The 22,352-nt window shown below is 45.1% G+C and carries 17 protein-coding genes; 11 read left to right on the top strand and 6 right to left on the bottom strand.

Going from position 1 to position 22,352, the window contains the following annotated elements; genetic code table 11:
* Nucleotides 1–569 precede the first annotated feature (569 nt).
* From PCAR9_RS17255 to PCAR9_RS17220, 8 genes are all read left to right on the top strand, one after another.
* On the top strand, nt 570–1,034 hold the full coding sequence (locus PCAR9_RS17255) for an Xre family toxin-antitoxin system antitoxin (RefSeq protein WP_179984678.1): 465 nt from the start codon (nt 570–572) through the stop codon (nt 1,032–1,034).
* On the top strand, nt 1,034–1,507 hold the full coding sequence (locus tag PCAR9_RS17250) for an RES family NAD+ phosphorylase (protein ID WP_179984677.1): 474 nt from the start codon (nt 1,034–1,036) through the stop codon (nt 1,505–1,507). Before PCAR9_RS17255 ends, PCAR9_RS17250 begins: the two co-directional genes overlap by 1 nt.
* Nucleotides 1,508–1,659: 152 nt before the next feature.
* The gene (locus PCAR9_RS17245; protein ID WP_179984676.1) at nt 1,660–3,012 is read left to right on the top strand and encodes an alkaline phosphatase PhoX; all 1,353 of its coding nucleotides are present in this window, start codon (nt 1,660–1,662) and stop codon (nt 3,010–3,012) included.
* A 268-nt stretch (nt 3,013–3,280) separates the two neighbouring features.
* Nucleotides 3,281–3,457, top strand: a complete 177-nt coding sequence (locus PCAR9_RS17240) for a hypothetical protein (protein WP_179984675.1) — start codon at nt 3,281–3,283, stop codon at nt 3,455–3,457.
* Nucleotides 3,454–5,070 (top strand): catalase, encoded by a 1,617-nt coding sequence (locus PCAR9_RS17235; protein WP_269475071.1) that lies wholly within the window; start codon nt 3,454–3,456, stop codon nt 5,068–5,070. The genes PCAR9_RS17240 and PCAR9_RS17235 overlap by 4 nt, the downstream gene beginning before the upstream one ends.
* 123 nt (nt 5,071–5,193) lie before the next feature.
* Nucleotides 5,194–5,811 carry an ankyrin repeat domain-containing protein gene (locus PCAR9_RS17230; protein WP_179984674.1) on the top strand — a complete coding sequence of 206 codons (618 nt, stop codon included), beginning with the start codon at nt 5,194–5,196 and terminating at the stop codon, nt 5,809–5,811.
* A 108-nt stretch (nt 5,812–5,919) separates the two neighbouring features.
* A complete protein-coding gene (locus PCAR9_RS17225; RefSeq protein WP_179984673.1) occupies nt 5,920–6,474 on the top strand; it encodes a hypothetical protein in 555 nt (184 codons plus the stop codon).
* A gap of 231 nt (nt 6,475–6,705) precedes the next feature.
* Nucleotides 6,706–9,153, top strand: coding sequence for a S8 family serine peptidase (locus PCAR9_RS17220; RefSeq protein WP_179984672.1), 2,448 nt, complete (start codon nt 6,706–6,708; stop codon nt 9,151–9,153).
* A 319-nt stretch (nt 9,154–9,472) separates the two neighbouring features.
* Here the strand turns inward: PCAR9_RS17220 and PCAR9_RS17215 are convergent, their stop codons facing one another.
* The 6 genes from PCAR9_RS17215 to PCAR9_RS17190 form a co-directional block, all read right to left on the bottom strand.
* Nucleotides 9,473–10,102 (bottom strand): response regulator, encoded by a 630-nt coding sequence (locus tag PCAR9_RS17215; protein ID WP_179984671.1) that lies wholly within the window; start codon nt 10,100–10,102, stop codon nt 9,473–9,475.
* Nucleotides 10,099–10,788, bottom strand: coding sequence for a sensor histidine kinase (locus PCAR9_RS17210; protein ID WP_179984670.1), 690 nt, complete (start codon nt 10,786–10,788; stop codon nt 10,099–10,101). Before PCAR9_RS17210 ends, PCAR9_RS17215 begins: the two co-directional genes overlap by 4 nt.
* Complete coding sequence (locus tag PCAR9_RS17205; protein WP_179984669.1) at nt 10,781–13,987, bottom strand: serine/threonine-protein kinase; 3,207 nt, start codon at nt 13,985–13,987, stop codon at nt 10,781–10,783. Before PCAR9_RS17205 ends, PCAR9_RS17210 begins: the two co-directional genes overlap by 8 nt.
* Nucleotides 13,988–14,109: 122 nt before the next feature.
* Nucleotides 14,110–14,952 (bottom strand): GAF domain-containing protein, encoded by an 843-nt coding sequence (locus tag PCAR9_RS17200; RefSeq protein ID WP_179984668.1) that lies wholly within the window; start codon nt 14,950–14,952, stop codon nt 14,110–14,112.
* A gap of 144 nt (nt 14,953–15,096) precedes the next feature.
* Nucleotides 15,097–15,942 (bottom strand): DUF6689 family protein, encoded by an 846-nt coding sequence (locus PCAR9_RS17195; RefSeq protein WP_179984667.1) that lies wholly within the window; start codon nt 15,940–15,942, stop codon nt 15,097–15,099.
* Between the two features lie 92 nt (nt 15,943–16,034).
* Complete coding sequence (locus PCAR9_RS17190; protein ID WP_179984666.1) at nt 16,035–18,512, bottom strand: S8 family peptidase; 2,478 nt, start codon at nt 18,510–18,512, stop codon at nt 16,035–16,037.
* Between the two features lie 285 nt (nt 18,513–18,797).
* On the opposite strand from PCAR9_RS17190, the gene PCAR9_RS17185 reads away from it, so the two are divergent.
* The 3 genes from PCAR9_RS17185 (at nt 18,798) to PCAR9_RS17175 (ending at nt 22,325) form a co-directional block, all read left to right on the top strand.
* Nucleotides 18,798–19,856, top strand: a complete 1,059-nt coding sequence (locus PCAR9_RS17185; protein WP_179984665.1) for a chemotaxis protein — start codon at nt 18,798–18,800, stop codon at nt 19,854–19,856.
* A gap of 92 nt (nt 19,857–19,948) precedes the next feature.
* Entirely contained in the window at nt 19,949–21,001 is a 1,053-nt protein-coding gene (locus tag PCAR9_RS17180; protein ID WP_179984664.1) for an aldo/keto reductase, read from the top strand.
* A gap of 154 nt (nt 21,002–21,155) precedes the next feature.
* Complete coding sequence (locus PCAR9_RS17175; RefSeq protein ID WP_179985269.1) at nt 21,156–22,325, top strand: Na/Pi symporter; 1,170 nt, start codon at nt 21,156–21,158, stop codon at nt 22,323–22,325.
* Nucleotides 22,326–22,352: the final 27 nt, after the last annotated feature.

Below are 22,352 nucleotides of genomic sequence, written 5' to 3'. Positions count from 1 at the left end.
GGTGGTCGTACAGTAGGTGCTGGTGTTGTATCTAAGATCCTAGACTAATCTAGACTTAGCAACATAAGCCCAAAAAAGCGCACTTAGGTGCGCTTTTTTTATGCCTGCGATTTAGAAAGGGAGTGAGTGTATGCCCTCCGAAACACGCCGTAAACCCATCCATGGGGGCTCCGACACCGCATCCATGCGGTGTAGGGTTTCAGAGGACATACACTCACTCCCCTTGCTTTGCGTAAAACGAAACCTAATGTGAAAGAAACACGCCGTAAAGCCATCCATGGCTGCTTCGCAGCAGCGTCCCTGCTGCTGAGAGTTTTTGATGGGGCTTCACTCCCTCCTTGAGCGGCATAGCAAAAAGTTTGAGGGGGAGAAAAAGTAACACGCCGTAAACCCATCCATGGGGGCTCCGACACCGTATCCCTGTGATGCAGAGGGGCGAGGGCATATACTCACTCCTTTTAATCTATGTAAAACGAAAGCTATTAGGAGAAAGGGATCCGATCTCAAGTTCAGTTGATAGAAGCGACATTTGTCTCTATATTTAGATATATATGTCTATTGGAGGCGCTATGAAAGTAAGTGAAAACAAGAGAGACGGAACTTACGATAACGAGGTCGATTTGGTTGAAATCGTAAGCGGTGGGCTAATAAATAAGCTATCGTCACCGTTTGACGAAGTTGAGGCAGTCCGCAAAGGTTTCCCAGTCAATAGAATAAAACGTCTTGAATCCATAATGAGATGGGACCGAAAAGCATTTGCTAAATTTATACGTACTACACCTAAGACGCTGGAAAGATATGCTAGGGATAACAAACATCTAAGTCCACAGGTGAGTGAAAATACACTTGATGTGGCCCGACTAATGAACCTTGGTATCGCTTACTTTGAAAGCGTAGAACGTTGGAACCTTTGGTTAAACACTCCTCACGTCCAATTCAATAATTCAGCCCCTGTCTCTGTATTAGATTCAGCCAGTGGTCGCGCCTTGATCAAGCGTATCGTACTAGGCTTAGAATACGGTTTCGTAGCCTAGTGCTTGTCTATCGTATAGCACCAAGAAAGAACAACTCTAGCGAGAACGCGCTCAATGGAATAGGTGGCCATTATTGTGAGGGTCGTTGGCACTATACAGGGCAGTCTGTTGTCTATACTGCTAGTAGTCGGGCTTTAGCGATATTAGAGCGATTAGTTAATGACTCATCTGAAGTGTTAAAAAAGGACCTCACTATCACTACAGTTCTATTGTCGGAAGAAGTTCGTATAAAACGTTTATCAGTTAACGAACTGCCTGCTGGCTGGGATGCCATGCCATACTCGCAGCATACCCAACAGCTCGGCACGACTTGGCTTCAAAATAAGTCCTCTGCCGTACTACAAGTACCATCAAGTGTTTGTCCCGGTGAATCTAACTTTGTATTGAACCCCGAACATATCGATGCTCGGCATTTCAAAGTTGTAGATTGTAAACCTTTTTACTACCCGCCTCGTTTGGCTGAAAAACTATAGGGTAGTTGTTAGAGATCTTCCCCATTAACCGCTTTCCCCAAGCTGTCTGCCTATAAAATACGAATGTCACTTGCCAATGATTTCTTATAGTGTTGTTATACTGTAACAATTAATGGCTATCATGCCCGGCTTTATTGTTTAACGAGATTTTCATGATTACACGACGCCAGTTTTTAGTAGGCTCTTTGGCATTTGGTGGGCTAGCGACCAGTGCTTTCGGTAAGAAGATGAACTTGGCGTCAATGCCAATTAGTGAAGGTTATGGCGCGCTCGTTGCCGACCCCCAAAAGCTGCTCGATTTACCCAAAGGCTTTAGCTATAAAGTTATCTCAAGCCTTGGCAATGCGATGTCTGACGGTATGCACGTACCTGATAGAGCGGATGGGATGGGTTGCCTTCCTATAGATGGTAGTAGCGACAAAGTGGCGCTAATACGCAATCATGAACTACACCCTAAACATTTAAGTGCACAGCCTGAGACTATTCAAGCGCATACCAGCGACTTAGCTTATGACAGTTACGCTAATGGCATTGCTTTACCCGGCGGTACCACTACCATGGTGTATAACCTTAGCACTCAAAAGGTTGAAAACGAGTTTATTAGCCTGACTGGCACCGTAAGAAATTGTTCAGGCGGCATTACGCCTTGGGGCACGTGGCTAACGTGTGAAGAATCGGTAGACCGTCCTCATGGCCCTAACGGCGATGTAGTAAATAACGACCACGGCTATATCTTTGAAGTGCCTGCCAATGCGAGCTCATTAATAAAAGCAAAGCCACTCAAAGCCATGGGGCGTTTTAACCACGAAGCGGCTTGTGTCTACCCCAAAACCGGTATTGTTTATTTAACCGAAGACAGAGGCGATAGTTTGCTTTATCGCTTTGTACCCAATGAGTACGGCAACTTAGCGGCTGGCGGTCAGTTAGAAGCTTTGGTAGTAAAAGGGAAGTCTCAGTTCGATACACGTAACTGGAATGGCAATGCTATGCCTGTAGCGACATGGTTCGATGTTGAGTGGGTAGCGTTAGATAACCCAGATAGCCCTAATGATGATTTACGCGTGCAAGGGTATGATAAAGGGGCAGCGCTTTTCGCTCGGGGTGAAGGCATACACTGGGGCGAAGATGAGCTTTATTTCTGCTGTACCAATGGCGGGCAGAAGCAGCTAGGTCAGGTAATGAAGCTTGTTCCATCTGCAGATGGTAAACAAGACAAGCTTCAGCTGTTTTTAGAAAGTGAAGACAAGAATCTGTATAACTTCGGCGATAACCTAACTGTGTGCCCGAACGGGCATTTATTAGTGTGCGAAGATCAATACACCGACATAGTGGATAACCATTTGCGTGGTGTTACGCCAAGCGGAGAAGTATACAACTTTGCTAAATTACATGCGCAAACAGAACTAGCAGGCGCGTGTTTCTCGCCTGATGGCAATACGCTTTTCGTCAATATTTACTCACCAACGAAAACGTTAGCAATTACCGGCCCTTGGCTAAAAGCCTAAGTTCTTTCGAATGATTTATGCGGCTGCGTTGTGACAAAAACGGTGCCGCATCTCTTCTCATATAATTAGCCTTACTATACTTACTTGCCTTAAAAAAGACAGATAATCTTCACTCTCCCACCGCAATAGCTACCACTCTCGTTCATAAAATAATGTGATTAGCCAGCATATTTACAATCGCTTTATTTAATCAATTGAATCATATTATCTCGTTTTAATAGTCTTACTCAATTAATGATAATGCTCTCAACTTAACAAGGAGAGCGAAATGAGCGCACTATTAAAAAAGCTAACAACGGCAAATAGCCATCGTGTTTCCTCCACCACGAATCAACCAATTCAAACGCAATGTAATTACGCTGATAACTATTACGGCGACCAAGTATGCGTAGAAGTGAAAGCCCCTAAACCTCGTACCAACCTTCATGTAGGAGTACAGCTGTGAGAACCACAATGAAATCAACCTTAACTAAATTCGTATTAGGCGGCGTTGCTGCCAGTATGCTTACTTTAGGTGTAAGCGCAGATACACTAACTCGCCAAAATGGCGCACCGGTAGGTGATAACCAGAACTCGCAAACAGCGGGTCCATGGGGTCCAGTATTACTGCAAGACTCTCACCTTATTGAAAAGTTAGCGGCATTTGACCGTGAGCGTATTCCAGAGCGCGTTGTTCACGCCCGTGGTGTCGGTATCCATGGCTACTATGAAAACTATGTCGATTTATCTGACGAGACGGTAGCCGCACCATTTCAAGGCGAAGGTAAAAAGACAGAAGTATTTGTTCGTTTTTCATCAGTAGTTCACGGACATTTATCGCCAGAGACGCTGCGTGACCCACGTGGTTTTGCGGTGAAGTTTTACACCGAACAAGGAAACTGGGATCTAGTAGGTAACAACTTCCCGGTATTCTTTATTCGCGATGCAATTAAATTCCCTGATATGGTTCACGCATTTAAACCATCACCAGTGACGAACAAGCAAGACGCGAAGCGTATTTTTGATTTCTTCTCGCACGTGCCAGAGTCAACGCATACGTTAACCATGCTTTTCTCTGATTACGGCACACCAGCAAGCTATTTAAATATGGACGGCTCAGGTGTTCACGCATTCAAATTTGTTGATGACGAAGGCAATTACAAGTACGTGAAGTTTACTTGGAAAGCGAACCAACCTATTAAGAACTTCTCTGCTGAAGAAGCAATGAAAGTTCAAGGTATGGACTTCCAGCCGCACACCACTGATGTGTATACCCGTATCGGTGAAAAAGGTGAAACAGCATCTTGGGATCTGTATCTTCAAGAGTTAGAGCCAGAACAGTTAGATGATTTCGAGTTTAACCCACTTGATACTACTAAAATTTGGCCTGAATCTTTGGTTCCTGCTAAGAAAATTGGTCGCCTAGTGCTTAACCGTGTGCCAGATAACTTCTTTGAAGAAACTGAGCAAGCGGCATTTGCACCAAGCAACTTAATTCCAGGAATTGAGCCATCAGAAGACAGAATGCTTCAAGGTCGTTTGTTCTCGTATGCCGACACGCAGCGCTATCGTTTAGGCGTTAATGCGTACCGCATTCCGATTAACGCGCCGAAAAACGCAGTTATTAATAATCACGAGCAACACGGTCAGCTTCGTACAACTAGCTCTAATCGCGATGTGAACTATCAACCAAGCCGTCGTCTAGACCTAAACGAAGACCCAGCGTTTCGTTATTCAAGCAAGCCGCTTGCAGGTATGACTCAACAAATTCCGTTCTATAAAGAACAGAACTTTAAGCAAGCGGGTGAGTTTTTCAGAAACCTGACTAAAGAAGGTCAAGCGCACCTGATTAGTAACTTAGGCGGAGCGTTAGCATCGGTACCTGAAGAAGAGATTCGCGTAATCATTAGTGCTTTTATGTACAACGCAGATAAGAACTACGGTAAGGGCGTAGCTAAACTAGCTAAAGCGCCAATGTCAAAAGTTCGCCAAACTGCCAAAGACTTGATGGAGCAACAAGCAGCACGTGCTGCCAAAGCGAAGCAAGTTGCAGAAAGCCTAACGGCACTTATGCAATAAGCTAAACTGCAAAAGAACAGCGGGAGCTATTTAACAGTGTTAATTCGCTCCCGCTTTTCCTAACGCAAAAGCTGAAACCAATCATCTAATACTCAAATTTAGATTTACCAGTAAGGGGGCACAATGTCTTTTTTGAAGCAAACACTTACGGCAGCACTGTTAGTCGTTGCCACCTTCACCAGTTTTTATACTAGTGCGGCAACTGAAACAACCACTCAGGCTAATACTCAACAAAGTGCAACTAGGCCTAATATGGAGACCTTGAAAGCACGCTATTTTGATGCAGCGCGAGATGGTGATAGCGCCATGCTAGGTGCATTTTATAAAGCCGGTCTAGATGTTAATGTAGCCGATGATAAAGGCTATACCGCACTTATTCTTGCGGCGTACCATGGGCACACCGACACCGTAAATTTTCTAATCGGTGAAGCTAATGCCAACCCATGTCAAGAAGACAACCGCGGAAACACCGCACTCATGGGGGCCATATTTAAAGGTCACGTCAGTGTGGCTAAGCAACTGGTCTTTGCCGATTGCGACATAGACGAAGAAAACGCACAGGGGCAAACCGCGTTAATGTTTGCAAGCCTTTTTGACAGACAAGAAATTATCAATACGCTTATCGATAAAGGGGCTAACCCAGCTCACATGGATAAAGCTGGTAATTCGGTAGCAGATATCGCTCTTTCGCAAGGTAATTACGAACTAGCAAAAGTACTACGCGAACAAAACGCTAATTAAACCACGTCATATTAGATAGCATTGAATACAACTAGGGGGAACTCCCTATTTGTATTCAATGCAGTAAGTTCAATACTAAGCCCATAAGAATCTAGAAGTGGGTTTACTATGAGAACGTTACTTGCAGCATTTTTTATCTTTTTTACATCATCCTCTTTCGCTGGCGTAATCACCTATGATTTCACTCGATTAGTGTTAGGTAACGAAGCTGACGAAACCAGTTTGATTGGGCAAATCACTTTCGATGAAAACGAAACCCAGTTCAATATGAACACATGGTTATCGTTTGTCTTTCAGTTAGAGTTTAATGGCGACATCTACAGTATTCTAGAAGACGACATTGCTGACTTTGCGATAGTTGATATAGATGATGGTGTATTTGGTGATGACAGCGGCGAAGGTTTTCAGTTTTTTATCGAGGACGCTAGCGTTCCTTACGAGTTTACTATTAGTTCAGGTTTAGCCGGTTTAGGATCAACAGATACTTGTGTTTTCTTTGAAAATGGCGACCGCTGTGCGGGCGGCTTGTTTCAATTAGTTAAAACTGTCGAGCCTAATGATGGCTCTAACAATGGCTCAACACAAGTGAGTGAACCTGCTTCCTTCGCTACAGCAATGCTAGTTTTGTTCGCGTTTACCTCAATGAGGAAGCGCAAACAGTAAAGCGTTTTCAATTGCAGTAGATGCTTTATTTTCTGTACCTCGTTCGTTCCCTCCACACTATCAATGTTTCTCGATAGTTGGTGTTTTTAGCCCTCCGTTTGCGAGGGCTTTTTTCGTTCTAACTTTTTGTTTTTAATGTGCTTTATAAATCACTTCGAATAGGGGGAACCCCCCATAGTTTTGCCGCTTGGGATGTTAAATACTCAAGGTGTACTCAAAGAGAGGTGTATTATGAAGTTCCTTAATAACAAAACAGTATTATCAGTTGCTATTGCTTGTGCCCTACCAGCGAGCATGGTGAATGCAAAAACTTTCGATAAAACATTAGCCGACGCACTTGCTGCTTCGCCACTAGAACTACAACAAGTTATTGTTACATTTGAAGGTAAGGGACCTGCCACAACAGAACAAATTACAGCACTTGAATCGTTAGGTATCACTGGCGGTGTTAGCCTACGTAACGTGCCTATTGTTGGTGTGTTAGCCAACAAACAGCAAGTCGAAGCACTTTATCAGCGCGATGACGTGGTGTCAGTGTGGAACAACGACCCGCTAGAACTAGAGAACCATGAGTCTACCCAAATTACCGGCGTACAGGCACTACAGGCTGATCGCGATATTCGCATTAACGGCATGCCAGTATCAGGTAAAGGCATTGGCGTAGTAGTAAACGACTCGGGTGTTGATGGCACACATGGCGATTTAGCATTCCCTGATCATGTTGTACAAAACGTACTAGCGCAGGTGAACCTAAATAGCTATAGCGGCATTTTGCCGATTACATACCAAGAAAACGTATCTAACACTGATATTCTAGGCGGTCACGGAACACACGTAGCTGGCACAGTAGGCGGTAACGGCGCCAAGAGTGGTGGCTTACATGCAGGTGTAGCGCCTGGTGCAGACATCATTGGTTATGGCTCGGGCGCAGGTCTATTCATTTTAGATACCATCGGTGGCTTCGACTACGCGTTAACACACCAGTTCGATTACAACATTCGTGTTATCTCTAACTCGTTCGGTAACACAGGTGATGTAGGTACAGACTTCAACCCAGACGACCCAACTAACGTTGTAACCAAAGCACTGGCAGACAACGGTATTATTACCGTGTTCTCGGCAGGTAACTCAGGTCCAGGCGAATCGACAATTACCGGTAACTTTAAAAAAGCACCTTGGGTAATTACAGTGGCTGCGGGCAACAAGCAGGGCGAGCTAGCTGACTTTAGTTCTCGCGGTGTCGACGGAAAAGGCGGACAAGCGGTTGTTGATGGTGAAGTGTTCACGTGGGAAGACCGTCCTACCGTAACGGCTCCTGGTGTAGACGTTATTTCTGCCCGTGCTTCACTATCTAGCTTAGGCGGCTTAAGCGCGGCTGATGACGCTGAAATGATTGAGCCACAGCACTTGCCGTTTTATACCGTATCTAGCGGTACTTCAATGGCTGCACCGCACGTGTCAGGTATTGTTGCACTAATGCTAGAAGCGAATCCAAACCTTCAGTGGGAAGATGTGAAGCGCATTCTCCAGGAAACGGCAACGCCGATGGCTGGTATGGACGAGTGGGAAGTGGGTGCAGGTTATGTTAACGCCTATGCTGCGGTAACTGCAGTGCTTGAGGGTGAAGAAGTATTCGGCGATACCGTGAAGAAAAATCGCGAATTTAACGCATTTGCTAACGTTGCTGAAGGCGATAGCTTTACGCTACCTACAACTTATCTTCCTGTAGGTGAGTCACCAGTAGAAGAGTTTGATGTAACGCCTGACGTATCTATGGTGGTGGCAAGCGCGTCAATTGAAACGGCAACAGCGTTCGTATTAGAAGACCCGGCGGGAAATACCTACGGTTCTGGCATTGGCCTACCTGTTTTAGGTTCTTCTGTTGGTACAGCTGCTCCGGGTATGCCGGGTACATGGAAACTATACAGCCGAGGTATTGGTAGCATTAGTGGTGTGTCAGTTGACCCACTAGGTGTTACAAACGGTGTGGGTATTCCCGGCACTAACGATGTGAATATTCGCTTATTAGTAACATCAGGCTATACGGGTATTGATGATGCAGTGGGTCACCCTGCAAAACCATTTATTGAGTACGTAGTAGCAAATGAGCTAATGGATGCAAAAGAAAGTGGCTTTGCGCCAGACGCGCCACTTACTCGAGTAGAGCTTGCTGATACGCTAGCGCTTAGCGCTAACCTTCGTCAAACCAACGACGGTAACACAGTTAACTACACCGATGTGAGTGCAGAAAATGCTGCAGCGGTAAACTCTGCCACAGCGACAGGTGCCGTGTTGGGAGATTTAGAAATGAATACACAACCTGTAATGCAAGTTGACGGCGACTTCTTTGGTAGCAACATGCAGGTAAGCAAAGAAGAAATGGCGTACTCAATGGTTCAAGCATTAGGCCTTGAAGATGCCGCGAACAGCTTTGATTCTGAAAAAGTTATCGCTATCGTGCTGGGTGAAGCGGTGGAAGTTGAAGACACAGACGCAATTGCACCTGAGTATCGCGGCTATGTTCAACAAGCTTTAGCTGCAGGGATAATGCAGGTAGAAGTGAAAGTAGAGCAAGGTCCATTTGACCTACAGCCTACACTTAAAGCCTTCTTTAAACCACAAGATGGCGTATCACGAGGCGAAGCTGCGTTTATCCTAACGCAATACGCAGAACTTTAGTCCTTTGAGGCGAGGGCCGGTTGTAACATTCAAAACACGCGGTAAACCCATCCATGGGCGCTCCACAGCAGCATCCCTGCTGCTGAGGGTTTTGAATGTTACAACCGGCCCTCGCGTAATTTTTAGAGAGGGGAAAGACAGATGAAGCAAGGCCCCTCTTTTTGTTAGGTTTCGCCGAAAGTTTATCGCTTAACATTAGAATTTATCCCCGGGCGTTTCACTGCAGCATCCCTGCTGCTGAAGGTTTTGAATGTCACAACCAGATCTCGTGTAGTTTGCGGGGGAGGGAAGCCGTGCTTCAACCTAAAAGCGGGTACAGCTACTCTAGCAAGCCTGCCTTTCCAGCCATTCTGATAAGTTCTGCGGAACTGCTTAAATTGAGCTTCTTATAAATGTTACTCCGATGGTTTTCAGCAGTTTTAAGGCTCATGTCCAACAGTTCAGCTATCTTCTTACTGGTGTTACCTGCGGCAACTAAGAAAAAAACTTCTCGCTCTCTTCGCGTCAATACGCTTAGCGGCGATACGTGCTTTTGGCACTGCTCATTGGATGACTGGGTTAATTCGTCGGGAAAAGAGGTTTTGTTGGCCGCCACTTTTTTTATCGCGTCGACTAAACTATCACCAGACGACTCTTTTAAAATATAGCCCTTTGCGCCCGCGTCGCGCATGGCCTCTATATATTCCACTTCGTTGTGCATAGACAGCACCAGTATCTTTGCATCACTGCGCTGGGACAATATTTTATCAATGGCAACGAGCCCGCTCATGCGCGGCATAGAAATATCCATCAAAATAACGTCGGGGGAGAGTTTTAGCACCGCTGCAATAAGCTCAACACCGTCATCACATTCTCCGACCACATCAATATCTGGGTTTGCATTTAGCATTTGAGATACGCCTTGACGCATGAGTACATGATCGTCGGCTAGCACTACTCGAATTGTCATACAGGTACCGTTACTGTTGTTCTTGTGCCTTGCCCTACAGCTGAATCTATTTCTAGCGTAGCGTTGAACGCTTCGGCTCTATCGCGAATACTTGAAAGACCAATGCCAGGCTCTATTGTTCTACTATCAAACCCTACACCATTATCAAGAATATCTAAACGAATAACGTTATGGTGGTAAGAAACCGTTAGGGAAAGGTGTGTTGCTTCGCTGTGTTTTATAGCATTCACCAATGTCTCTTGCGCAATTCTGAATAACAAGGTGCTTATGTCTTTCGAGAGGTCTGTGGGTAGATTTATGTCTGTGTTATACGCCATATCTTCACCACTAAGCAGGTTCCGACACAGCCAGTTCAGTGCGGGTTTAAGGCCGAGGTCATCTAAAATGGTGGGGCTCATAAGTCGCGACAGCTGCCTCACGTCATTTAGCGCCATTTCAGCAATACCGTGTAGGGCTTCTATTTCAGGCGAGGAAGATGAGAGCGCCTGCAGTCGTCTGGTAAGGCCTGTAAGCAACTGCCCAATACCATCATGCAACTCTCTTGAAAGCTTAGCTTTTTCCGACTCTTGCTGAGCCCAAAGGCGCTTTGCAAGCTGCTGAAGTACTTCCTGATCAGCATCTAGTCGCGCTTGAAGTGTTGCCTGAAGTGCCTTAATACTCTCTATTTCTTTGGCTAAATCACTCAAAATAGGCGTTCCTGTAGTCACCAGCTTGTTTTTCAGGTAATTGAGACAGCCACTGCGTTGTTAACTTATTTACGGTATCTTCTTTGCCGGGAATAGCGCGATAGTATAGGTGATTACGCCAATATGAAGGGTATAGCGCAAGCTTTTGCTTGAGTTTTTCAACAGATGCTTCATCACCTAACGACGCTTTTATATACAGCCACTGTAAATATTGTTGATAATAAGTGGGTTTAATAAGAGAGTTAAGCTTCTCCATGATAGTGCTCGAAGCGCCTAAAGACAGACGCTGCTGCATATCGAGCAAAATCTTTGTTTCGGTGATCGCGGGAACATTGTCGTTATTTAGAAGCGTTTTGTAGATGTTGTCGCTCTCATCGTTAAGGTTACCTTGATGATGCTTTAACCCTAAAGTTAACCATTGATAAACGGCGAATTGCTCGTGACGTTCTTCGCTAATGGTGGGCAATACGGAAACAAGACGCTTCTCTAAGCACGACCAGTTTGCAGTTAGTAAGCATATTTCACCCTCCCAGAGTAAAACTTCTGTTTTTGCGCGGCTATCTTCAGACTTCTGTGCTAACCGTTTCGCCTTTGCGGCATGTTGTGTAGCTTCATTTAAATTTCCGTTTGCAAAGTTTAAATAGCTGAACAGAAGGTGATTGTAGAGCTTTTCCTGATTATGCTGTGTACCTAACTGCCCCTCTACCGTCGTTAAGTAATTGCTAGCGATATTTTTATCACCTTTGACTAAACTCAGTTGCGCAAGGTTTTGTTGGGTTCGAAGCAGGTGAGATTCATCACCATTTCTCTCAAATAACATCTCAGCCTGCTGCCAATATATTTCTGCAAGTGAAATATCACCAATTAAAAAGTGCATATAGGCCACGTTGCTCATGCTTTGGGGCTGAAGTACTTTGTCATCGGTTTGAACACGAATATCAAGGCCTCGTTTGTAGTAATCTAACGCTCTTGCAAACTGTCCTCGTTCTTCAAACATAAAGCCTAAAGTGTCGTTCACATGCGCTTCTTGTGCCAAGTCACCTAAATCGTGAAGTAGCTTTACTGCTTCTTCTAGCGACGCTTCAGCAGTGGTGTAGTCGCCTGTGAGTGACGTAGCAATAGCATAGTTTGCTAAGGTTTTAGCCCGCTGAGAAGGCTGTGTTTTCGCATCTCGCAGCGCCAGCGCATCTTTAAAATAACGCGCCGCAGCTACATTGTCGGCCGTTCGCAGGTAGGCAATACCAAAGGCATTCATCACTAAACTTTCACCTTGGGTATCCTTGGCCTGTCGAAATGCCACCAGTGCGCGCGTTAACGAATCGCTGGTGGCAGCTTCTATATCTCCGTTAATGATCTGCAAACGAGCCAGCTCAAACCACAGTTGTCCGTTATTAGGGCGGAGGGCTAATGCGGCTTTGTAGTCGGCCATGGCTTTGGCATCTTCGCCCGCCCACTGGTATATGTCGGCCCGCATTGATAGCAATTCTGGTCGGTTGGGGAATTGAGAAACCAGTGCATCTATCGATTGTTTTGCAAGAGCTAAATCTTCATTAAGTTCGGCCCTTAGAAGTTCACTTTGTAGCCGCCAATATGGTGCTAAGTTTGAAATGCTGGTTAAGGTTTCCAGTGCCTGTCTGGCACCATCATAGTCGCCAATATTCATCCTATTGCGGGCATCGGCTACCCACCCTCCGGGGTAATCGGGAGTTGTCGCTATAATGGCATCAATAGCATCTGCACTATTTAATGTTTCACCCTTTTGCCATGCGCTATCCAACGCATCTAGATAACGTAAATCAGGAAGTGGTTGGGGGGATTGAGATTCAACTGCATCAAATAGTTGCTGGATTAATTTATTAGAAAATTCCCCCAAATCCTCAGAAAGGGAGTTTGCATCTACATTGTGCGACACTGAAAAAATAGGCGTATTGGCAGGCATACTGAGTACGCTAGCGTGAAGCAAGTACGCACTATTACTGGTAGGCGTAGCATCAAGAAGCAATACGCTATTAGCTGCAAGTGTAGCGGCCAAGTCAGTGCGATCATTTTTACTTGTAAAGGGTGATAACGCTAAATTGCTTATCAAAGCTTGAGTTTGTTCTTTGTTATCTAACACTATATTAGGATGGGTAGACAAAGGGTAGCGAAGTAAGGTGTTAATAGTTTCTAAAAGCGGATACTGAGGGTCGTTCAATACCAAAAGCTGAATAGGGCTATTTGTCGCTAGTTTTGGATGGCTTTTTTGATACCAAGTGAAGGAAAAAATACTGGCACTCAACACTAATACAAGTAAAGCAGTTACAGAAAACACAACAAGGGTTTTGTTAGTTACGCTAGTGCTGCCATTATCGCTGAGGGCGCTACCGTTAACGCTAAGGGCTCTGGCATTAACGCTAAGGGCTCGTCCATTAACGCTAAGGGCTTCTTCCAGCGAAAGCCTCTTAGCCGGTAAGTGATGGGTTAATTGAGCAATGCAGGTTTTGCGCTTTTTCAACCACAAGTAATGGGAGATGCCAACGCCTTCTTTTCCAACACAGCCCAACATGTCTTCTAACACTTTACCTAGGCTATAGGTGTCAGAATGCTCACTTGCTTTTCCGGTTTGAATAACTTCAGGCGCTGTGTAGCGTTGATGCCCGCTGGTTTGGACACCCGAAGCCGCGCTTTGACCAATGCCAAAGTCGATAAGCTTAATATCTCCATTATGGTCAATAAGGATGTTGTCTGGCTTTATATCGCCATGCTTAATACCTATGGATTTACATGCAAGTAAGGACTCAATAAGCTGTTGTTGCCACTTATCGAAATCGGTCTTGGTGATAGGCTTTTGAAGGCGCGTATATAGAGGCTCCCCTTCTATGAAAGCCATGGTAAAGAACGCAGTGTCTCCGTCAGAGAAAACATCATGTACACGAATGATATTGGGGTGTTGAAGCTGTCTGGCAATATTGACTTCATTGCGGATAGTTTGCATTTTAACCGGGTCGCTAGCACCACCCTCTATCACTTTCAGCGCCACTTTCACATCAAGTAGCTCGTCAAGCGCACTATAAACACTAGCCTGGGCGCCACCGCCTAACTGTTCTACTATAAGAAAACGGTTAGCTAGGCGTGAATTTGGCGCAATAGATGGCCCTAAAGCTAAGGCTTCAGTTTTAAGGGAATCTTCTTGCGACGAGAATACATCTGGCCTGTTCAAAGCCTTCTCCACACTTCACTAATTAACGCGACGAAGCAACTCAAATACGGTTTACGCCACGCAGGCCTGTTAACCATAGGTATAACAAATGGTCGACTGGCTTAAACGTTATTGCTTTTATTCTAGCTTATAAGTGAAAGTTTATGCTCTATTGTGTGGAATAACAAACGCATGGAAATCATATTTGCTAAGGAGGTGGCAAATTCTATGTCCGTTTGTGTGAAGTAACGTCGCCCTAGAACAGAGTCAGCATATAAAACACCAATAGGCTTTTCATCCAAGCATACGGGTACACAAACGGCTGCCTGAATACCGTGGTTAATTATACTGTGCTGCTTATTAAGTGTGTTGTCGCAAACAATATTACCGATAGCGCGAACAGCATTTGTTTGCATACACTGTTTGATGATAGTGCGGCTGCCTGTAAAGTCATCGCCCTGCATCCAATCTTCATAACCTACACCAAGCTGATAGTTATTTATTTTATCAAACAGAATAAGCGAAGCGCGTTCGCACCCAAGCGACTGAGTTAGACACTCTCTTGCGAGGTTAATAAGTGCAGTACTGTTATTACAGTGCTGTAGCTGGTTTTGATATCGCTTTAGTTGCTGCTTACGCCATTCACGTTGGCTATCAAGTTTAACTACATTATTAAATGCGACAGGCGTGAATTCACAAGGAATTGGACCAAGTTGCAATACGTGAGGTTTGTCTAGCGTAAGGTGTTTTACGGGGATACCTGCGTTGCTGAAGCACCCTGTAGAACTGGTGTCGTCCAATTGCCAGATATGGTCGTTGTCAGCATGTTTTGCGGCGCGCAAGACGATATGAGAGCGAGAGACTTGAGGGTGAGGAATAATGATGTCGGCACTATCGGCGCGCCCAACTTGATATTCACGGCCCTCAAAAAGCAAGTGCTCACTTACGCTACCGTTGCTTTCTGTAAAGGCAAACTGTAATGGCATAGCATCACCCTCATTATGTAACTGACGCTGAGTTTTTATTGTTCTTGCAACCTACACCATACCCGGATAGGCACGAAGCCAAGTTGACCCTAGACCCGTGTAGCTGTTCGAAAAATAGTGTGGATATAAGGTCAACAGGGCTATTTACAGCGTTCTCAAACTAAAACGTAATGTTTGCAGCTGAGTAAGAATTAAGCCTTTCACATTAACTACGTCGCCACTTGACCGCCATACGTCGGCAATCTGGCTTCCAGAAGCACTATCAACAAGTGTGATCAGGCTATCAACCGCAGTTAATGCTGCATCGTCATCGTTTACCGCCAGCGCTGACTGTATATCATTAACACCGCTATCTATTGCAGTTTCTAGAAGCGCTGTAATTTTGTCGCGGTTGTCGTTCAGTGTTGTGCTGAGTGAGGCAACCTTATCGTTGATAACTGTTGTTGAAGGTCGGTTGTCGAGCAAAATGATGAAATCGGAAAACTGCCCTGTGCTTCCGCGTGCACGAAAACTGCCAGATGAAGTAAGCGTAGTGATATCTTCAAACTGACCACCGTCATGGGATGTGAATAAACGCCATGGAATGGTCGGGGTGTAGTGTATAGCTTTGGTATACAACTCAACCATGGCTAAACCTTCAAAACCAAATCCTGCGTCTGTTTTTGGAGAAATTGAAACAAGAACCGGAAAGCCTGAAACAGCGCTTGTTAGCGCAGAAGGAAGACGGTCTGTAATCGTTAAATCTGTAGGGTCGAGCAACTCGGCGGTAATGTCGAAATTATTAGCATTTAGACCAATGCTGTTTTCGAACTCAACAGTCAAATCGACTTCAATCAAACTGGTTAGCGTAAGCTTCGCCTGAATCTTATTGTCATCGACAGTTAAGGTCGCAGGAGTAACAACTTGCGCTTGGGCAGTTGAGAACAGAAGTAATGCAGTGGCGGCAACAACAGTGGTGAGTTGTCTGAATTTCATCGCAGTAAACATCATAGGATGACCTCTTTCAGTGTTGGTTAAAATTTAACCTAAAATGGTGCCATTATCAATGTAAATAATGGCACCGTTTTCAGGGGTTTGCGATTTTATTCAAAGTATTGAGCAAAGAAGCGTGACGCAAGTACCGCATAATGTGCTCGGGTTATCACTGTATCTGGCGCGAAGCTCGCAGTGATTGTTGGCGTAATGCTAAAAGGGCTTTGCTCTACGCCGAACTCAGCGTTAATCAAAGACAGAGTAAGGGCAAGTTGCACATAGCCTTTCATGTCAGCTGGAATACTGTCTTGGTCCTCTAGCACGAATTGCTCACCATTATAGTCAATTACAATATCGGCACTTGGGTCGAAGCTAAGCGCCGCTTCCTCAAGTCCTAGCATCTGAACAAGTGAGTATGCAATGTCTAACTTAGTGACGCTTGCAAATGGGTCTGCGCTGCCGTCTACACTTCTTAGTACTGGGGCTTGTGTACGAAGTTTATCTTTAAGCGCGCCGCCATTAACCATTACTGACTCTATGAATGCCTTGTCAAAGCCAGGCACTGAGCCGATGTTAGGGCGCTCTTCGTCTAGCAGGTCGCGGTATTGTCTTACAGCACCACCCATCACTGCATAGCGGGCAAAATCTTTACGTTTTAGGCGCGCATCTGGAGAGAAACCACGGCTGTTAATGGCGTCCATTAGACGCTCACTTACCGCAAATTCAATAGCATTTTGCTGAGGATGGCCTTCAACGTCATCCATACCTTCAAAGCCACCGCTATTTTCAAACGAGACAGTAACATTAAATGTTTCTGGTAAGCCCGGGCCGTTAGTTAGACCTAGTGGATCGGCCTCTATACCGGAAAGCGACGTCAGCCCATAAACATACACTCCCCAAGTGCCGGGCATGGCGGGTGCAGCAACACGCATTGTAGTCGTAAGTACTGGGGTAGTTAGGTTGCCGCGGTACTCGGTACCATCTGGCGCTACAAGGACTAGCTTGGTCAAATTAGCGAAGCTATCGGCAGATGCCTTTACTAGTACTTCTTCCGTTCCCACCTCAAACTCAATGACTTCAGGCGCGCCTACCGGTGAATAAAAAACATCGAAGTTTTCTACGCGGTCGCTGGTGGTCACTAAAGCGTTGGCTTTAAAGGTCTTAGAATCAAGGTTATTAACCGTCACCTTATGGTCCATATCTTCAAGCAGCGCAGCAGCAACGGCAGAACGGGCATTCACATAACCTGCACCTACTTCCCAGCGCTCGTAACCAGGCATATTAGTAGCAGTTTCTTGGAGCAAGCGCTTTATGGTTAAGTTATCAAGGTTCGGGTTGGCTTCTAACATTAACGCAATGATGCCTGAAACATGTGGCGTTGCCATAGAGGTACCAGAGATCATGGTGTAAAAAGGAATGTTTTGCGGCTCAATGGCATCAATATCTGCATCACCACCATTCGCTGCCGCATTTAAAACCGCACGAGTAGAGATAATATCTACACCTGGAGCGACAACGGTTACGTCGTTTGTATACGTCCACTCAGTGCCATCGGGCATAGTAAAGTCACCAGACTCGCCTTTAAGACCACGAGATGAAAAATCTGCAAGTTTGCCAAACTTATCGCCCGCACCCACAGAAATTCCCCAAGGAATTTGCGCGTATGGGTTGTGTGAGTCTTCACCAGGGCCGCTGTTACCCGCCGCGAAGACACTAATCATTCCCATTGTGTGCGCTTTATAGCTTGCCAACGATACAGGGCCAAGTGGTTCATACTTGCCGCTTGAGCCCCATGAATTACTGATGACTTTGATAGGGTTATCAAAGGTGTACTGCTTACTTATCGCATAATCAAAGCCGCCTATGGTATCAAGTAGCAATACCGCTGCCCCTGAACCATAACCAATAATATCAGCATCTGGCGCTGCACCGCGGTGCTTGCCGTCAGACATAGCGCCAGTACCTGCAATAGTGCCTGTTACGTGAGTACCGTGACCTGAGTTTAAGTCGGTATTTACTTGGTTAGATAGCGTTGGGCCCGTTATGCCAACAATAGACAACGCGCCTGGGTTCAATATCGCTTGCACATTATCAACAACGGTATCGCCAAAGAAGTGGTCTTGGTGAGAAGCATCAATACCAGAGTCAATGACTAAAACCGTTGACCCTTTACCAGTAAATTCAACATTGTTGCGCGATGCAAATGCTTCGCCCTGCATATCAGCAACACCCGTTATTTCACGCGCGTCTGCGTTGTATAAGCTCATCTCTCGGTTTGCAAATACTGAGCGTACCCCGTCAAATTGTGCAATAGCTTCAATTTGAGCCTTAGTGGCTACTACACCAATAATTGGAAGGTTTTTAAATTGAATGCCTTCTGTAATCCCCAAGTTTAATAGTTGGGTAATTTGCGATTCGGCAAGGGGCGACATCTGATCGTACGTAACAACCGCCATTAGTGATTCTGTAGGGGATAGAGACACTAGTTTATCGGCCATTTGCGAGCCAATGTAAGCGTCGGCTAGCGTGTGAGCCGAAGGACTTGCCAGCATTGCAGCAGCTAAGGTAGATAGGGCGAACTTCTTCATATTCTTCTCCAAATTCTAAAAGCTGCGGTTTGCTTTGGTATCGGGTTACGTCATCGCAGCAATGTACGCCTTAATAGTGACTTTTTGAAAAGGGCCAGAACATAGGGGTTTCACCCTAATTATGAGATTTTTTTAAATAGCAGAACGTTCAAAAATGCTACAAATGTTTAATAATAAAACGCGTATTAAACATCTATATTGTTGACGTATGTTGATGTGTTTTCAGCGTTTATTAGATTTTGTTTATGTAGCTAATGTTCGCCCTTCTCCCAAGAGGAGCTTGTCATGAAGTTCGACTCTATTAAATCTCGCCTAGTTTTAATGACCCTTGTTTGCGTTATTGGTATGGGGGTGTTAGTTGTTAGCCAGCATTACTTCACCCAACGACTTATAGGTTTACACCAGCAGCGTGATGTGTTGTTAAGAATGGGGCAAGATCTGCTGCAAATGCGACGACATGAAAAAGATTTTCTTCTTCGCCACGAGACAGTTTATTACGACAAGTTCCTTGAGCGGAGCTATGAATTTAAAGGGCGGCTAACAACGCTTGTTCCCTTATTTAATGAGTACAGATTGCCTGTGGCCGACGTGGAAAGCCTGTCATCTTCGATGGAAGCCTATAGCGGTACATTTCGACAGGTTGTATCGCTTCAAGAGCGCATCGGCTTAACGCAAAACGATGGTTTAAGAGCACGTATTACCGAGTTAGAAAATACCCTTGACGAAGGGCAACTTGCTCAGGACTCGCAAGCGAGTGAACTGTTAACTAATATTCAACTGGCAACGCGTAACTATCAGATAAACCAAGAAGGCGTGTATGCAAGGCAAATGATGACGTTGAGTGAGCGTTTAGTGGCCGAAAATGGCGGTACCGCTTTACTGAACGGCACTTTGGTTCAGTATAGAGAAGCGCTTTTACAGTTAGTTGATGCATTTACTACCTATGGCGTAACTCATAATGAAGGGCTTCGTGGAGAATTTAGACAAAGCGCTCACAATGTTGAAACTCAGCTAAGAGGTGTTGATGCCGCCTTGCAACCCATGATTGAGCAACAAGAAGCAAAAGTACGTATTTATAGCTTAAGTATTGCCGCGCTTACCTCTGTCGTGTTAATTCTGGTACTGATCAAGAGTTTTGCGACATTTCATCGAGCATTTGTTAACTTTCTTACTTTCTTTTATCGCTGCAAGCGTCAGTATCAAATGATTGATACCAGAAAGTTAGGATTTGCAGAGTTAAAGTCACTTGCAGAGCTGGCGAATGAAATGGTCGAGTCGAAAAGAGATATTGAGGCACGCCTCGCCAGCGTAGAAGCCGAGTTGGCCAATAAGAAAGCCTCATAGCTTTCATTTAAAAAAGCTATAAGTAGGTAGATTTTCTAAAGCGGCCGACTCACTATTGCATTAACAAGGTATAAGCCAAGGTAGAAGCAAAGATGAAGTTTAACCGCTTAGGAAATAGCGACCTACAGGTGTCAGACATCTGTTTAGGAACAATGACATGGGGTATTCAAAACACCCAGCAAGATGCAGATGAACAAATAGCTTACGCCCTTGATAAAGGCGTTAACTTTTTAGATACCGCGGAAATGTACCCCGTTCCCCCTAATGCGCAAACCTATGGCGATACAGAGCGAATTATAGGTAATTGGATCTCGCGAAATGAAGCGAAGCGCTCAGATATTATATTGATGACCAAAGTTGCTGGCAGCGGCTTGAAGTATATCCGCAATGCTGGGCCAATTACGTCTGATGCGGTTAGCAACGCGCTTACTGATTCGCTAGAGCGTTTAAATACTGACTATATTGATGTTTACCAGCTACATTGGCCGAACAGAGTCACGCCACATTTTGGAAAACATTGGCCTGATGGCGCGAATCCCACCAAAACGAATCGCGAAAAAGAAATAGAGGGTATGCGCGATATTCTCATGGGAATTAAGCGTGCATTAGACGAAGGTAAAATAAGACACTGGGGGCTGTCGGACGATACGCCTTGGGGCATTCACATTTTTCTCACCCTTTGCAAAGAGCTCGATATGCCTCTTCCTGTATCTATCCAAAATGAGTTCAGCTTACTGCACGCAAAAGACTGGCCCTATTTAATTGAGATGTGTGAACTAGAAAATATCGCTTACCTGCCTTGGTCACCATTAGCGACAGGCATACTAAGCGGCAAATACCAAAACGGCGCACGGCCAGAAGGTAGCCGGTGGACGCTAGCTCAGCGGATGGGGCTTTTCAGAGATAAAGCGCCTGCGCAGGCTGCTACAGCAGAATATGTGAAAATTGCAGAAAAAGCAGGAATAACACCCTCGCAATTAGCGCTAGCATGGTGTCAGCAAGTACCAGGTGTAACGTCTACTATTATTGGGGCAACAACAATGCCTCAGTTAAAGGAAAATATCGATGCGTTTGATATCACGCTCTCAAACGAGACGTTGGAGGAGGTTCACAAGGTCTTTAGACAATATCCGTTAGGCTTCTAAGCGCGACTTTTTCCAGCTTAAAATGGCGAGCTTTACTAGGGCTAGGTGATATTTGGTGTATATCAAATATCAACTAGCCCAGAGTATTTATCGTCATTTTTGTGTAATACGCACGTCATACTATAAATTTTTCAAGTATGAATCTGTGCGTATTATGTCAATGATTGACCCCCAAGCCGCTCAAACTCAAGCTGCTCAAAACAATGTGGTAGAACACACACACAATGGGCGCAAATGGCTTCTTTTAGTCTTGTTAGTGTATGTAATGTTGCTTGCCGTCAGTATGATTGGCAGCGGCTTTAAATTTGCTGCAGGCGATCACGCTAAGGCCCTTTTCAGCTTTGCCTCTAACCCTGTGATGGGGTTAATTATCGGTATGGTTTGTACTGCGCTCATTCAGTCTTCAAGCACAGTTACCTCAATTATAGTTGGGATGGTGGCGGGTGGCTTACCAATAACCATTGCTATACCCATGATGATGGGAGCAAATATTGGAACCAGCATAACTAACACCTTGGTTAGCCTAGGGCATGTTGCAAGAAAAGAGGAATTTCAACGAGCTTTCAATGCAGCAACAATCCATGACTTCTTTAACGTGTTATCAGTGTTGATATTCTTGCCGCTGGAGATGGCGTTCGGAATTTTAGAGTTTTTGAGCGGCCAGTTAGTTGCTCTGCTCCACACGGGTGAAGCGATGGGAGTAGGGGGCTTTAACCCAATAAAAGCGACGACCCAACCCATTACCGACCTTATAACTCAAGGCTTTTCATTTTTACCCTCCATTTATCCGGGTGTAGCCAAAATTATTCTTGGCATAGGCTTAATCATGCTTTCTATTACTTACATGGGCAAGATTATGAAATCGCTTATGGTAGGTAAGGCAAAAGCACTCCTACATACCAGTATTGGTAAGGGGCCGCTCTCCGGCATTGCCTCAGGTGCAGTAATGACTGTGCTAGTGCAGTCATCATCAACCACAACGTCACTTATGGTGCCGTTGGTGGGCAGTGGCATTTTAAAAGCTAAGGAAATTTACCCGTTTACTCTGGGCGCGAATATAGGAACCTGTATAACGGCGCTTATTGCAGCATTAGGCGTAGCTGGCGTAAACAGCGGTTTCGCATTACAAATTGCGCTGGTACACCTTATTTATAACGTTTTGGGCGTTACGCTAATTTACGGGTTACCCTTGTTGCGTAATATTCCACTTAATTTGTCTTACCAACTATCGGTTGTTGCTGCAGAACGAAAAATGTATGGCGCAGCTTATGTAGGCGGGTTATTTTTCATTATGCCCTTAGGCATAATTTTTACTACCATGTAAATGCTTAAGAAAACTAGAACGCTCTCT

Source organism: Alteromonas macleodii (genome assembly GCF_903772925.1).
GTDB classification, from domain to species: Bacteria; Pseudomonadota; Gammaproteobacteria; order Enterobacterales; family Alteromonadaceae; genus Alteromonas; species Alteromonas macleodii_A.
The sequence above is the reverse complement of the archived record's forward strand: the minus strand, read 5'-3'. Positions and strand labels throughout refer to the sequence as shown.